This is a genomic window from Variovorax sp. dw_308 (assembly GCF_019207085.1).
Classification (GTDB): domain Bacteria; phylum Pseudomonadota; class Gammaproteobacteria; order Burkholderiales; family Burkholderiaceae_C; genus Variovorax.
Window position 1 is genome coordinate 35,101 of record NZ_JAATOM010000018.1, and the last position, 13,694, is coordinate 48,794.

The window sequence follows — 13,694 nt, forward strand, 5'->3', positions numbered from 1 at the left end:
TCCAGGGATGCGCTGCGGCGCATCCTGTCCAGATCCACCAAGGAGTGACACTTTGTTCACCTTACGCTCGACCTTTCGATCGCTTCCGCGACCGTTGCGAATCGTCCTGTCGCGTCTCGCCATCCTGATCCCCCAGATGTTTGGCGTGCTGCTGGCGACCTTTCTCCTGATCCGCCTGTTGCCCGGTGATCCTGCCTTGCTCATGCTAGGCAACATGGCCACGCCGGAACAGATTGCCAGCCTTCGCGAACGGCTCGGGCTGACCGGAAGCCTGTGGACCCAGTTCGTGAGCTATCTCGCAACCGTGGTGCACGGGGACCTGGGAACCTCCATGTTCACGGCCAACCCGGTGACAGTCGATCTGTTCGACCGCGTGCCGGCCACCCTCGAACTCATCACGTACGCGATGCTGCTAACGATCGCGATCGGCGTCAGCCTGGCCATCGTGTCGGTGGTTCGTCCCAAGGGTGTCGTCGACCGGGTGAGCAAGGTGTACGGCCTTGCCGCAGGCGCCGTTCCCGATTTCTGGGTCGGCCTGCTGCTCATCTACTTCCTCTTCTACCTTTTCGGGATCGCGCCGGCGCCCTTTGGCCGCCTCGATGCCATCGTGTCCGCGCCGCCGGTCATCACGGGCTTCCTGACCATCGATTCCTTGCTGGCGGGCGACCTGACCGCCTTTCAATCGGCGCTGGGACGGCTCTGCCTGCCCGTCCTGACCTTGGCCATCGTGAACGCCGGCGCACTCATGAAGATGACGCAGATGGTCTTTGCGGAGAACTATCGAAGCGAGTACATCCGGCACGCCCGCGCCAGCGGGCTCACGGAAGCGCAACTCATCCGAAGCGCCTTGCGCAACAGCCTGCCGCCCATCATCACCATGGTCGGCTTCCTGTTCGGGTTCCTTCTCGGGGCGGCGGTGCTGGTCGAGACCATCTTCGCCTGGGGCGGCCTGGGGCAATACGCGGTATCGGCTGTCATGAACAGCGACTATCCCGCGCTCCAGGGCTTTGTCCTGGTGGCCTCGGCTTTCATCCTGGTCGTCTATACCGTCGTCGACGTCCTTTACGGCCTGGCAGATCCAAGGATTGAAGTATGAACAGACTGAACGCATTCTTCCGGGGAACGGGCGGCCGAGGCATGTCCATCGGTCTCGTCCTCCTGCTCATCCAGGTGGTGGCGATCGTCTTCGCGCCGTGGATCGCGCCGTATTCGCCGGTCACTGCCGATCCGATGAATTCCCTGCAGCCGCCTTCCTGGCAGCACCTCTTCGGCACCGATGTGTCCGGCATGGACATCTTCTCCAGGGTCGTCTTTGCCACCCGCATCAACCTTCTCATCAGCGTGACGGCCGTCGCCATCGCATTCGCGCTCGGCGTCCCGATCGGCCTGGCCATCGGGTACTACCGGGGCTGGGCGAGTTCCCTGGCCATGCGAATCTTCGACTTCGTCCAGTCCTTCCCTGTCTTCGTGCTCGGCATGGTCCTGGTTTCCGTCATGGGGCAGGAGATCTGGAACGTGGCCATCGTGCTCGCGGTTCTGTTCACGCCGGTGTTCGCCCGCCTCATCCGGGCAGAAGTCCTTTCCCTGCGCGAGCGGCCATTCATTGCGGCAGCGCGCTGCAGCGGAGCGACCGACGTCGACATCATGTTCCGTCACATCCTGCCCAATGCGCTGACTCCCGCGATCGTGCAGATCTCGATCAGCATCGGCATGGCGATCCTTCTGACCGCCGGGCTGTCCTTTGTCGGCGCAGGCGTTCGCATGCCCGTGCCCGAGTGGGGCCTGATGGTGAGCAATGGCGCGCAGCAGATGATCCTCGGCATCTGGTGGATCGCCTTGTTTCCCGGGCTGGCGATCGTGTTCTCCGTGCTGACCTTCGCGCTGCTGGGCGATTCAGCCAAGCAAAAGTTCGACCCGCAATCTAGGACCCAACCATGAGCGACGCCAGTCCCACGCTTCTTGAAGTGCGCAACCTGTCGGTATCGTTCGCGCACGCCGACACACCCGCCTTGCAAGGGGTCAGCTTCTCGCTGAAGCAAGGTGAAATCATCGGCATCGTTGGCGAGACGGGGGCCGGCAAGTCGGTCCTCGCCCGCGCTATCATCGACATGCTGCCCGGCACGGGCCGGATCAGCGGCGGCGAGGTCCTCGTGGCCGGGCAACCGGTTGCGACGATGACGGACACCGAGAAGCGCATGCTCAGGGGCGCTGGCGTCGCGTTGATCGGAACCAACGCCAAGGCACTGCTGGACCCGGTCGTCAAGGTCGGCGAGCAGATCGCACGCGTGCTCCGGGCCCATCGCGGCATTGGCAAGGCACAGGCGTGGCGGGATTCGATCCATCTGTTCGAGCAGGTCGGGATCGTCAACCCCGAGGCGCGGGCCCACGCCTATCCGCACGAGCTCTCCGGCGGCATGGCGCAGCGCGTCGTGATCGCGATGGCCTTGATCGCGCAGCCGAAGGTACTGCTGGCCGACGACGCGACGCTCGGCCTCGACGCGACCATCCAGTTGCAGGTCCTGGACCTGATGGTTCAGAAGGCGCGGGAACTGGGCCTCGGCGTCGTGCTCATCACCCATGACCTCGGGATGGTGGCCAGCTACTGCGACCGGGTGGGCATCATGCGCAAGGGCCAGCTGATCGAGCTGGCACCGGTGCGATCCTTCCTGCAGGAGGGGCCGCGGCAACGCTACAGCCGTGAACTCCTGGAGGCGGCAAGCGTCCGGCCCACCCCGATGGACGAATCGGGCGACGCCGGTGCCGGCGGCGGATCAAGACCGCCATTGCTCGAAGTGGTCGACCTGGTGAAGACCTTCAAGGTCGATGGCTCGAAGTCCGTCGTCAGGGCGGTCGATGGCGTCTCCCTATCGATCCGCAAGGGCGAGACGCTGGCGCTCGTCGGAGAGAGCGGCTCCGGGAAGACGACCATGGGCCAATGCCTGGTGCGATTGCTCGCGGCCGACTCCGGCGTCATCCGCTTCGACGGCCAGGACACGCTGCCGCTGTCCGACCGCGGATTCCGGCCGATCCGCCGTCGAATGCAGATGGTGTTCCAGGAACCCTACGTCGCGCTGAATCCGCGATGGACCGTACGCGACCTGGTGGCGGAGCCCCTCAAGCTGGGCGAAGCCATGACGCGTGCCGACCAGACCTCGCGGGTGCTGGAACTGCTGGACCTTGTCGGCATCGGACGCAACCGCCTGGAGTCGTATCCCCACGAGCTCACGGCGGGAGAGCAAAAGCGTGTCGGCATTGCGAGAGCGCTCTCGGTCCGACCCGACTTCGTCATCTTCGACGAGCCGACGACCGCGCTGGACATCCGCGTGCGAGCACAGATCATCGACCTCGTGCGCGACCTCCAGGCGCAGATGGGCCTGTCCGCGCTGTTCATCACGCACGACCTGAACTCCGTCCGATCGCTGGCGCACTACGTGGCCGTGATGCGTCACGGCAAGATCGTGGAGCAGGGCGAGACGGAGAAGATCTTCGCCAGTCCTGTCGAGGCCTACACCCGCAAACTGCTGGATGCCGAACTTCCCATCGAAGTTCGTGCGCAGCCTCGCCAGAACCTTCCCCATATGGAGGTGCACGAATGACCGGGCTGTCGCAAAAGCCGACATTGGTGACCGGCGCGGCCGGACTCGTCGGTCGCGCCCTGGTCCAGAAGCTCGCGGGGCTGGGTCGTCCGGTAATCGCGCTGGACCGGGAAGCGCAATCCATTGCCGATGGTGTCGACGTGCAGCCTTGCGACCTCGGCGATGTCCACTGCTTGCACGCGCTCGCGAAAGACGGCATCGATGCGGTGGTTCACTGCGGCGCCTACTCCGGTCCGATGGTTGCCAGGGACAGCCCGTACTCGATGGTGCAGGTGAACATCGTCGGGACAGCCAACATGCTCGAACTGGCCCGCGTGCATGCAGCCCGCCGCTTCGTATACTGCTCGTCCACCAGCGCGTATGGCACAGTGACCGACGGCGAGTCGTCGATCGAGGAAGACGTGCTGCTGCGGCCCGGCAGCCTCTACGGTGCCAGCAAGGTGGCATCCGAATACATCGTGAAGGCCTACGCCGAGCAGTATGGGCTGTCGGGTGTCAGCGTGCGCCTTTCCTGGGTCTACGGCCCTCGGCGCACCACCGATTGCGTCATCCGCACGATGATCGAGGACGCGCAGGCGCAACGGCCCACGCGCATGGCGTTTGGCCTCGACTTCCCTCGACAGTTCATCCACGTGGACGATGCCGTCGACGGACTGCTCCTGGCCTTGGATGCGCCACAGCTTCGACAGCACGCCTACAACATCACGGGCGATGGCCGGGTTGCGCTCGGCGAGGTTGCGCGGCTGGTGAGGGTCGTCCACCAAAATGCCGACATCGAGCTGAAAGCCGGCGACGACCCCGTCGACGAGAAGCAGGCGAGATTCAGCATCGAAGCCGCTCGCCGCGATCTGGGCTACTCACCACATGTCGATTTACAGCAAGGCATCGCGAGCTACTCGGCATGGCTGGCCAATCAGAGGAAGGTTCGATCGTGAGGCGTGTGCATCCGGTCGAGTTGAACGCCGAACGCTTCGCACCGTTCGGCGCAGTCCATCCTTCGCCCATCGAGCCGGGGCGCGATTACTTCGACGGCGCGCTTTCGACGGCGCGACCGCACGCCAAGCCGTCGCTGTCCCTGGTCCGCAACGCGCCGATGCTCGGGGAAAGCCTGGTGGTCCGCAGTCTCGAGCGCCATGCGCATTCCTCGCAAACCTTCGTCCCGATGAATGCCGCCCGCTGGCTGGTGGTGGTCGCCCCCGACGACAGTGGGCAGCCGGACGCAGCCCATATCCGTGCATTCGTTGCCTCGGCAAGCCAGGCGGTCACCTACGCTCCCGGCACGTGGCACCTGGGCTTGCACGTGCTCGACCGCGCGTCGACGCACGCCATCTTCATGTGGCGCGACGGAACCGGGAGCGACGAAAGCTTCGCCAACATTCCGCCGCTCGCCATCGCATTGCCATACGCCTTGAAAGACAGTCACCATGCATCACCTTGAACGAGACTTCGTCGGATACGGCCGGAACCCGCCCGACCCCCAGTGGCCCGGCGGCGCACGACTCGCCTTGAACTTCGTCCTGAACTATGAAGAGGGATCCGAGCCATCCCTGCAGGACGGCGAAAGCGAGACGGAGACCTGGTTCACCGAGAGCAGCGGACTCAACAGCGGCGTGCCGGGGCGCGACCTCGCGGCCGAAGGCCTGTTCGAGTATGGAAGCCGCGTCGGCTTCTGGCGCATCCTTCGCCTGCTGCAGGAGCGCCAGATGCCGGCGACCATCTATGGGTGCGCATTGGCACTGGAACGCAATCCAGAAGTGTGCGAGGCCATCCGCGCGTCGGGGTTCGACGTGTGCTCGCATGGATGGCGCTGGATCAAGCACTACCTTCTCTCCGAGGCCGAGGAGCGTGAACACATTCGTCGCGCCGTGGAATCGCTGAAGCGCTCGATCGGCGAGCGTCCGCTGGGCTGGTATTGCCGCTACTCGCCCAGCGTGAACACCCGCCGCCTGCTGAAGGAGGAGGGCGGCTTCCTCTACGACTCCGACTACTACGGCGACGAACTGCCGTTCTGGCAGCTCGTGGAGGGCCAACCCCACCTCGTCGTGCCTTATTCGCTCACCAACAACGACGGCCAGTTCGCCGCCGGCGTGAGCACGGGGGACCAATGGTTCGGCTTCCTGCGCGATGCCTTCGACATGCTCTATCGAGAAGGCAAGTCCCAGCCCAAGATGATGTCGGTGGGCCTGCACATGCGCTTGGTGGGCCATCCCGCGCGAGCGGCGGCCTTCGAACGATTTCTCGATCACGTCGCCCGGTTCCCTGACGTATGGATCACCCGACGCGTCGAGATCGCGCAGCACTGGCACTGCTTCCACCCCTACAAACCGGATTCATCCCTGTGAAAAACACTTTCGATCTGACCGGCCGCCGGGCCGTCATCACCGGCGGCAGCCGCGGAATCGGTGCAGCGATCGCGGAATCCTTTGTCGAACACGGTGCGCAGGTCGCGATCTGCCACGTTGGCGACGAAGACGGAGTCCGTGCACTCAATCAACGGGTGTCCAGCCGGGGGCTGTCGGTTCACGCGGCCTCCTGCGACGTGTCCGACCCGGTCGCCGTCACGGCATTCGCCCAGTGGACCCGGTCGGTGCTCGGTGAAGTCGACATCGTCGTCAACTCCGCGGGCGTGGGAGGCGGGGATCGGCCGTTCAGCGAGACGGGCGACGACGACTGGGACCGCATCGTCGGCATCAACCTCCGGGGGACCATGCTGGTGACCCGGGCGTTCTTCGGCGGCATGGTCGAGCGCAACCATGGCCGTGTCATCAACATCGCATCGCAACTGGCCTACAAGGGCGCACCGGGCCTTGCGCACTACTGTGCGGCCAAGGCCGGCGTCGTTGGTTTCACGAGAGCGCTGTCCTACGAAGGTGCTCCCGTCGGCGTGATGGTGAACGCGATCGCACCCGGCCCCGTCGACACGGAACTGCTTCGCAGCCACAGCGCCCAATGGCTGGACATGAAGAAGGGGCAGTTGCCGATCGGCCGTTTCGGAACTGTCGACGAGATCGCGCCGACGGCCCTGCTGCTGGCGTCGGACGCCGGCGCTTTCTACTCAGGCCAGACCTTGTCGCCCAACGGGGGCGACGTCATGTTGTGATCCGTCCAACTTGGCTGTCTGATGCGTCATGGCCGGGTTGCTGTCGGTATGCAGGTCGCTCCGCTCGATCGCGTTCGCCTAGTAGCGGAGCAGAAGAAGCCGGTTCGGGAAAGCGTTCCGCAATTCGGAGCGCGTTTCGACTCCGCAAGGCCCACGATGAATGCGGCGACGCACGGCGCATTCAGCCGTGCCCTCTCTTCTGCGCCGGCCCGGGCGTGATCGTGTCGAGGAACTCGCGCGTTTCGATGTCTGCCCAATTGGCGCGCAGCAGCACGCGATGGCGTCGCCTTCGACGGTGCCTGCGCCCAAGCCGGCACGTCGCGCTCGCGAAGCGCTAGGCAAGGACCTACAGCGGCTCCGCAAATACCTGTCGTACAGGCCCGGCGTTGCACTGGTTATGTAAGGTAAAGAAATCGTGCGGTTGTTCTGCCCGTGCCCATGCCGCCGGTCGGAACGCCAAAGCCGTTGTCGCGGCGGCGGCGGCGGCCCTTAGACTGGGCCATGCTCGAAATTGTTGCGAAAGCCGATCGTGTGATGCAGCCAGTTGTCGAACTGCGGAAGCTCGCGTCGACCTACACCTACGGCGTTCGGGCGCCGCGTGCGCATGGCGTGGTGCCACCGGTGTCCTATGTCGACGAGGGCTTTGCCACACTGGCGGATTGCCTGCTTGATGTGGCACGTGGTCTCGGGGGGAATTTCCCGCGGATCTATGTGCGCTTGGAGGGACACTGCGTAGGAGAACGCGATGTGGCGGAACTTCTCCGTGAACCGGCGGCCGTTGCCGCGGAACTGGTAGAGGTCTGTTGCGCGCTGCAAGTTCGCGTGGCGGTGCCACTGCGCAAGGCGGCGTAGCCGCGGCCCGCGTCGCGCGGCAGGGTCTGCGTGAACCGTTTATTCGGCGCAGCCCAAAAGCCAAGCGCCGGAGAAAACGGGGAAGAGCCTGGCATCAGCGCGGATTGCGGAGCCTCCCGCTGCGGCGCCTGATAGAGACGGATGCGTCGCTTCGGCGGATGCCGACGCAATGGCGCGACGGCCCGCGGAGGATCAGCGCCGTGAGGAGACTTTCCACACGCCGGGATCGGGTTCCTGCGATCCGCAGGGCTCATGGCAAAGCCGACTTCAGCGACGCTTAAGCACTGGCGCAGAGACTGCTCCACAACCCCGGGAACAGTCCTCTGCCACGTCTCTCAAGGATTCATTTGCCATGAAGAAGTCATCCGCGATCCCCAAGCCCCTCACGCCCTCGCAAGTCAAGCACGTGCTCGAACTGCTCGATCTGTGCGAACTGGTGCCCATCGCAGCGGCCGACAAGTTCCAGCACCGTACCGGTACCTTCTCCGTAGCCCAGCAGGAGGCCATCGAGATCCTGTTCTCGCTGGAACAGGACGAGATCCCTGATGCGCTCTTCGAATGCGTCGACGACGACGCCCGGGAACTGGTGCGGGACGAATTGCCGCACATGGCGCAGGTGCGTTTCGTGCGCGCCCGAGGCTTGCCTCGCTAGCCCGTGATGATCGCTTGAGAGCCTCGAACTCCGCCACCATGAAGTCGAAGAAGGCGCTGACGCGCGCCGTCTTCCGGATCTCGGGCATCGCCAGCAGGCGCCAGTCCCGCGATAGCGCCGGAATCGGCCCGGAGCACCCGGACCAGGTCCGCCTCGGAATCCCCGAGGGCAGTCGGCAGCGGCGCAATGCCGACACCGGCCTTCACCGACAGCAGCAGCCCGAGCACGCTGACGCTGCGGGCCACGATGTTCACGGCCGGTGCCACCTGGAGCAGCCATTGGCTCGCTCGATGGCTCGATGGCTCGATGGCCTGCCATGGGCTCTTCGAACCCCGCCAGCGGGTGCGCCGCAAGTTCATCGATGGATGCGGGCTGGCCATGCCGCGCCACATAGTCCCTGCTCGCATAGACGGGCCACAGCGAGTCGCCGACCTTGCGCCCGACCATCACCGCATCGTCGGTGTCGCCTGAGCGCAGCGCGACGTCGGCCTCCGCCGGTGCGCAGGTCGACGAACTTGTCGCTCATCACGAACATCGGCTGTGCGCTGGTCCAGCGCCACACCGGCGGCTACCGGCTCACCGACTTCGGCACGGAAGTGCTGCAGGCCGCGGGAGGTCGAGGTCGCCGTCGGCGACTTCGAACAGGAGCTGGTCGTTTCCAAGCGCAACGCCGCAGGCGTGATCCGTCTGACCTGCCCAGAGCCTCTGGTCGACCGGCTGACGCAGTCCGGTCTGCTGGACCGCTTCCACGCGCTGCAACTGGATTGTCGGACGAGGGCTGGACCACGCCCAAGGCGGCAACTCGACAAGGAGGACCTCGCGGCGTATTGCAAGCGTCCGCTGAAACCGCGCCAGAACAAGGCGCTCGGCGCGTGCGCGCGGTTCGGAGGCGAAGAGTTGCTCGTCCACCTCGAGGGCTGCTCGTCGAATCCGGCCTGGACCAGATCGTGCCGCATGCCGTGAGCGACAGCTATGCCCGCGCACTGTATGGCGCACGCTCATGCAGCACGATGTCATCGGAGGGGCGGACCACCAACTCTCGCGGCCCGAGTGGCAGCAACAATTCTGCGAGGTGCTGAAGAACTGAAGAACTGGCTTGCGCAGGCCGCGGCAACGTCTGGTGATGCTTTCGGGACCTCACACAGGATCCAACATCCGTAGCGGCCCCCCACCGGCGGTGAGGCCTTCTGAACTGCGCGGCATGCCTTGAATGCCGGTGCGCGCGGGTCGTGGTCGGACGCGCTTGGCGGTAACCCGGTGCGCGCGATCACCTCGATCACAACGGGGCGGAGAACAGGCTCACTCCTTCGAAGACCACTGCCCTGATGTTGGGCGTGGCGCAATGCGCATTCCCTTGGACTGCGGGGTCTACTGGATGCTTGCGGTCTTGGGCCTGCCGATGGCAGGGACTTTGACATGGTCCGCCGGATCAAAAACGTTCACGCGCAGGCTCGGACCGACCGACTTCATGCCTGACTGCGCCCGATTCGTACGGCACGTTTCTTCAGGTTGCCAAGCTCACGAGTCGCCCGGCGGGGGCTTGGGGCATCAGGTGGGAATTGCCTCGCGCTTTGCACAGCAAGACGACGAGGCATTCCTGTTTTCTTGAATTGCAGTTGCCGGGCTGATTATGTTGTTCGCCCGCCAGCATCACAAGGCGCATCGACGCGGACGACGTCGCAAATTCGCCGATCTGGCGACACACGTCGACGACAGGCGTCCCCGACTCGGCCAGCCTCAACACATACGCGATCTGCTCCTCGCTGAATCTCGACCTTTTCATTGCTTCTCCTTGCGCCCCTTCGGGCCACCGGAAAGCAACCGTACCTCTAGTTTTGAAAAGTCCGGAATTCGGGGGAGACGTCACAACAGCAACTGCGAACTCCACGTCGCCTAGATTGAGTCGTGGCTCCCTACATGTCTAACAGCGGCCAACGATGGAAGCAAGCAGGGCGGTCGTCTGGCTGCTCGACTCCTGCAACGTAGCGCTGAGCGGTCACCATCTACAAGCGCTCCGAACCGCAAACAGTCTGAACCTCCGCTTCGACTGGCAGTCTAGGTGGACCTGCCGCAACCCCAATGATGCGACGTGGTCAGTCTGCTTGCGTTGCAAAGTCCTTAAGATCTTTGCCAGCGGTCAGCCCTGACTTCAGCCACCCTGGCTTGGGTCCGCGTCCGGTCCAAGTGTTGCCCATATCGTCGCCATATAGGGCCTTTGATGCCGCGCGCTTTACTTTCTTAACGGTAGCGCTGGCCACCGCTGTTGAGGATTTGTCGGCGACAGCGCTTGAGACCGGAGCAGGCTTGAAATCATCGATGTTCGCTCCCGCCGCAATTGCATCGCGGAGCCATTGAGGTCGGGGCCCACGACCTGACCACGCGTTGCCTTTCCCGTCGACAAACTTTTCAGTGACTGAAACGGTCTTCTTCGACGTGGGCGACTTGGTCGAGCCGAACAACTGCGCAGGTGTCAGACCGTAGTGCGCGATTGCGACTTTGATGCGGTCTATAACGCCTTTAAGTTCGCTCAGGCGAATTGCTTCAGCCTGTCGCTGCAATGATGCGATCTGCTTCTGGATCTGTGCGTAGCTCTGGGCCATCGTGTCTCCTGAACGCGAGAGCGACGGCGTGGGTTGGATCACGGCGCTCAAGAGCGCCTCGATCCGCTCGCTGGTCGAGCAGGGCCAACTGCAACTGGGCCTGTTCGATGAGCGCAATCTGGTGGAACTCGCCTCGCCCGACTATCCCGGCGAGCGCCTGGTGGCGTGTCGCAACGATGCGCTGGCCAAGCTGCGCGCGCACAAGCGCGAGGAACTGCTCGCCGCCACCGAGGCCAACCTGGCCAAGGTCCAGCAGCGCGTGCACGCGGGCAAGCTCCAAGGGGCCGATGCCATCGGGCTGCGGGTGGGTCGCGTCATCAACCAGTACAAGGTCGCCAAGCACTTCGAGCTGAGCATCACCGACATCGCCTTGTCCTGGACGCGCAAGCTGGAGGAGATCGCCAGCGAGGCCGCGCTGGACGGCCTGTACATCATCCGCACCTCGGTGGCCGCCGCGCAAATGGACGCCGCTCAGTGCGTGCGCAACTACAAGTCGCTGGCCAATGTCGAGCGCGCATTCCGCTCGATCAAGACGATCGATCTGAAGGTGCGTCCGATTCACCACCGCCTGGCCGACCGGGTGCGCGCGCACATCTTCCTGTGCATGCTGGCCTACTACGTCGAGTGGCATCTGCGCGAGGCCTGGCGCGAGTTGATGTTCGCCGATACCGATCAACAGGCCAAGGCCACGCGCGATCCGGTGGCCCCTGCCAAACGCTCCGGGACAGCGCAGCAAAAGGTCTCAACCCATACGCTGGCCGACGGCACCCCCGCGCACAGCTTCGCAACGTTGATGAACGAACTCGCCACCGTCGTGCGCAACACCTGCCGCACGCCCGACGGCGCCCCCGATGCGCCGACCTTCGACATCGTCACCACCGCGCAGCCCTTGCATCAGCGCGCCCTCGCGCTCGCCCAGGCCATCACTCCGTAGACAGAAACCATCCCCGCAAATTCAGGCAAGTGCTTGAATCACAAGGGAATCTCGCCTGACTGGTCGTGGAACTTCAGCTTAAGAGTTCCGAACGCGTGTTCGATGGTTCGCTTTCGCACTGTCATTTCAGAATGCGAGGACGCCTCCTCCGGGCGAGTGCCATTCCACATGCTGCGCCACGTGATGGACATCTGAATATTCCACCAAGCAACGGGGCTGCTCGGACAGATACGCAGATGGTGAGTAAGTGGCGGGCACGGTTCGTTGCTCATCGGTTCGATGGCCTGCTGGATGCGCCGCGCAGCGGTCCGCCAAGAACCATCGACGATGCGCGCGTCGATGAAGTGATCGCCAAGACGCTGCTAGTGGTGGGAATACATCGGCTTTCCGGGTGCATCCAATTCCACCACCTGCACGGTCGAGGAATGCGACTCGGTGATGTAGAGCGTGGCGCCGTCCGGGCCGCCATAGGCCACGTTGGTCACGTGCGTGCCCTCGCATGCCTTGATCCTGTAGACCGGCTCACCCGAGGGATCGAAGAGCCACACGATGCCCAAGCCCACATGCGTGACCACGAGGCGGCCCTTGGTGTCCAGGGCGATGCCATCTGGCCCCCATCCTCCGGTCATCTGAATGAACAGGCCGACCTTCGACGGCATGCCGTTGCGCAGCAGCGGCACGCGCCAGATGCAATTGCCACGAGTGACGGCAAGGTAGATAACCGTCTCGTCGGCATTCATGACCAAGCCGTTAGGGCTCGGAATGTTGTCGAGCAGGCAGGTCAACTCGCCCGACGCACTCAGGCGAAAGAGCCGGCCGGTCGCGTCATGCAATCCGGTGGTCCCCTGGTCAGTGAAATAGATGTCGCCGTTGCGAGCGAAGAACAGGTCGTTGATGCCTTTGAATCGCTCCAGCTTGTAGCGCGTGACCACCGGTTCGATGCGTCGCGTCTTGGGGTCCAGCTTCATCAGGCCGTGCTTCATGTCGGCGACGAAGATCGTGCCGTCACGATGGATCTTCAATCCGCAGGGCCAGCCGTCATACTGGATGAAGAGCTCGACACTGGCGTCCGGCGCAATGCGGTGGATGCAGCCCCGCGGAACGTCCACGCAGTAGAGGTTGCCGTCGAGATCGAAGGAAGGACCCTCCAGAACGCCGTGCGCCGGGGCGATCGCAAGCTGCCCCGCCGTCCATTCCGGATCGATGGGCCCCGCCGCGGTGTCATTGGGCACGCGGGCAAAGATCCTGGTGGTAATGGGAGGAGGAAGTTCAAACATGAGGACTCTGGACCTTGTGAAGCGGTTCGCGTTTTCAATGCTGCAGCAGCGCGCGCAGTTTATGGACAGCTGCTCCTGGCGTCGTCAGCACGGGTGGCATGCGATCGCGTGGAACGACCGATGCGGCGCGGGACATGGTGAACTGCCCCATCAGCACCACGTCCGTGGCGGGCGCCGCGGCAATCGCCTCGATCACCAGGCGGTCATGCGCTTCCCCGTCACCGGCGCGCAGGGCAGCGATCGCGCCTTCGGCAACGATGGGCACCAATTCATAGTCGCGCCCCATGGCACGCGCGATGTTGGCCAGTTCCTCGGCCAGCGGAGGCATGACCGGGTCGGTAGACACCACCAGTCCGATTCTCCTGCCGGTTTGCAGCGCCTGCTCTAGGCCAGCTTCGGCGGGCGTGAGAATCGGCACCTGCCGGCCGGCGCGCGCAAGCTCGATCGCATAGGCAAATGCCGAGCAGCAGAACAGCAAGGCCTGCGGCCTGCGGCCGTCCGTGGTCGGCCCGAGCGCGTACTCCGTCAGGGCCTGGAATCTCGCCACGGCCGCCTCCCGGTCGGCCTTGCCGGAACTGAGGTTGTGGAACAGTGAGTCATCGACGATATTCACGAGATCGGCTTCCGGCCAGCCTGCCTCGAAAGCCGCGATGGCCGCGGGCATGGAGTCCGGAATGGCGTGT

At 64.2% G+C, this 13,694-nt stretch carries 15 protein-coding genes and 2 pseudogenes; 12 read left to right on the top strand and 5 right to left on the bottom strand.

The genetic code is table 11. The features are described 5' to 3' along the window. Positions 1 to 52: 52 nt before the first annotated feature. The 9 genes from HCU76_RS26575 (at position 53) to HCU76_RS36830 (ending at position 8,200) form a co-directional block, all read left to right on the top strand. Entirely contained in the window at positions 53 to 1,096 is a 1,044-nt protein-coding gene (locus HCU76_RS26575; RefSeq protein ID WP_213957996.1) for an ABC transporter permease, read from the top strand. Continuing rightward, entirely contained in the window at positions 1,093 to 1,938 is an 846-nt protein-coding gene (locus tag HCU76_RS26580; RefSeq protein WP_213957997.1) for an ABC transporter permease, read from the top strand. Before HCU76_RS26575 ends, HCU76_RS26580 begins: the two co-directional genes overlap by 4 nt. Next, entirely contained in the window at positions 1,935 to 3,596 is a 1,662-nt protein-coding gene (locus tag HCU76_RS26585; protein WP_213957998.1) for an ABC transporter ATP-binding protein, read from the top strand. Before HCU76_RS26580 ends, HCU76_RS26585 begins: the two co-directional genes overlap by 4 nt. After that, positions 3,593 to 4,531 (top strand): NAD(P)-dependent oxidoreductase, encoded by a 939-nt coding sequence (locus HCU76_RS26590; RefSeq protein WP_213957999.1) that lies wholly within the window; start codon positions 3,593 to 3,595, stop codon positions 4,529 to 4,531. Before HCU76_RS26585 ends, HCU76_RS26590 begins: the two co-directional genes overlap by 4 nt. Then, entirely contained in the window at positions 4,498 to 5,034 is a 537-nt protein-coding gene (locus HCU76_RS26595; protein WP_345944760.1) for an ureidoglycolate lyase, read from the top strand. Before HCU76_RS26590 ends, HCU76_RS26595 begins: the two co-directional genes overlap by 34 nt. Further along, the gene (locus HCU76_RS26600; RefSeq protein ID WP_213958001.1) at positions 5,021 to 5,938 is read left to right on the top strand and encodes an allantoinase PuuE; all 918 of its coding nucleotides are present in this window, start codon (positions 5,021 to 5,023) and stop codon (positions 5,936 to 5,938) included. Before HCU76_RS26595 ends, HCU76_RS26600 begins: the two co-directional genes overlap by 14 nt. Continuing rightward, positions 5,935 to 6,696 carry an SDR family oxidoreductase gene (locus tag HCU76_RS26605; protein ID WP_213958002.1) on the top strand — a complete coding sequence of 254 codons (762 nt, stop codon included), beginning with the start codon at positions 5,935 to 5,937 and terminating at the stop codon, positions 6,694 to 6,696. Before HCU76_RS26600 ends, HCU76_RS26605 begins: the two co-directional genes overlap by 4 nt. Positions 6,697 to 7,197: 501 nt before the next feature. Continuing rightward, entirely contained in the window at positions 7,198 to 7,548 is a 351-nt protein-coding gene (locus tag HCU76_RS26610) for a hypothetical protein (RefSeq protein ID WP_213958003.1), read from the top strand. Between the two features lie 352 nt (positions 7,549 to 7,900). After that, positions 7,901 to 8,200 carry a hypothetical protein gene (locus HCU76_RS36830; RefSeq protein ID WP_256354470.1) on the top strand — a complete coding sequence of 100 codons (300 nt, stop codon included), beginning with the start codon at positions 7,901 to 7,903 and terminating at the stop codon, positions 8,198 to 8,200. Here HCU76_RS36830 and HCU76_RS36835 read toward each other — a convergent pair. Continuing rightward, positions 8,197 to 8,559: a hypothetical protein gene (locus HCU76_RS36835; protein WP_256354471.1), complete on the bottom strand. Its 363-nt coding sequence runs from the start codon at positions 8,557 to 8,559 to the stop codon at positions 8,197 to 8,199. The two genes, HCU76_RS36830 and HCU76_RS36835, sit on opposite strands and share 4 nt — an antisense overlap. Before the next feature lie 181 nt (positions 8,560 to 8,740). Here HCU76_RS36835 and HCU76_RS26620 point away from each other — a divergent pair, with 181 nt between their 5' ends. After that, the gene (locus tag HCU76_RS26620) at positions 8,741 to 9,163 is read left to right on the top strand and encodes a hypothetical protein (RefSeq protein WP_213958004.1); all 423 of its coding nucleotides are present in this window, start codon (positions 8,741 to 8,743) and stop codon (positions 9,161 to 9,163) included. A gap of 724 nt (positions 9,164 to 9,887) precedes the next feature. On the opposite strand, the pseudogene HCU76_RS36840 reads toward HCU76_RS26620, so the two are convergent. Both HCU76_RS36840 and HCU76_RS26630 read right to left on the bottom strand, forming a co-directional pair. Beyond that, positions 9,888 to 9,983: pseudogene (locus tag HCU76_RS36840) on the bottom strand (transposase); the annotation flags it as partial. A 310-nt stretch (positions 9,984 to 10,293) separates the two neighbouring features. Continuing rightward, entirely contained in the window at positions 10,294 to 10,800 is a 507-nt protein-coding gene (locus HCU76_RS26630) for an H-NS family nucleoid-associated regulatory protein (RefSeq protein ID WP_213958006.1), read from the bottom strand. A 1-nt stretch (position 10,801) separates the two neighbouring features. Between HCU76_RS26630 and HCU76_RS26635 the strand changes: the two genes are divergently transcribed. Together HCU76_RS26635 and HCU76_RS36845 are read left to right on the top strand one after the other, a co-directional pair. After that, positions 10,802 to 11,734, top strand: coding sequence for a transposase (locus HCU76_RS26635; protein ID WP_213958007.1), 933 nt, complete (start codon positions 10,802 to 10,804; stop codon positions 11,732 to 11,734). Between the two features lie 221 nt (positions 11,735 to 11,955). Continuing rightward, positions 11,956 to 12,096, top strand: a pseudogene (locus HCU76_RS36845) (helix-turn-helix domain-containing protein); the annotation flags it as partial. On the opposite strand, the gene HCU76_RS26640 reads toward HCU76_RS36845, so the two are convergent. Then, on the bottom strand, positions 12,097 to 12,966 hold the full coding sequence (locus HCU76_RS26640; protein ID WP_345944761.1) for an SMP-30/gluconolactonase/LRE family protein: 870 nt from the start codon (positions 12,964 to 12,966) through the stop codon (positions 12,097 to 12,099). 79 nt (positions 12,967 to 13,045) lie between these two features. Then, entirely contained in the window at positions 13,046 to 13,675 is a 630-nt protein-coding gene (locus HCU76_RS26645; protein ID WP_218511087.1) for an aspartate/glutamate racemase family protein, read from the bottom strand. Positions 13,676 to 13,694: the final 19 nt, after the last annotated feature.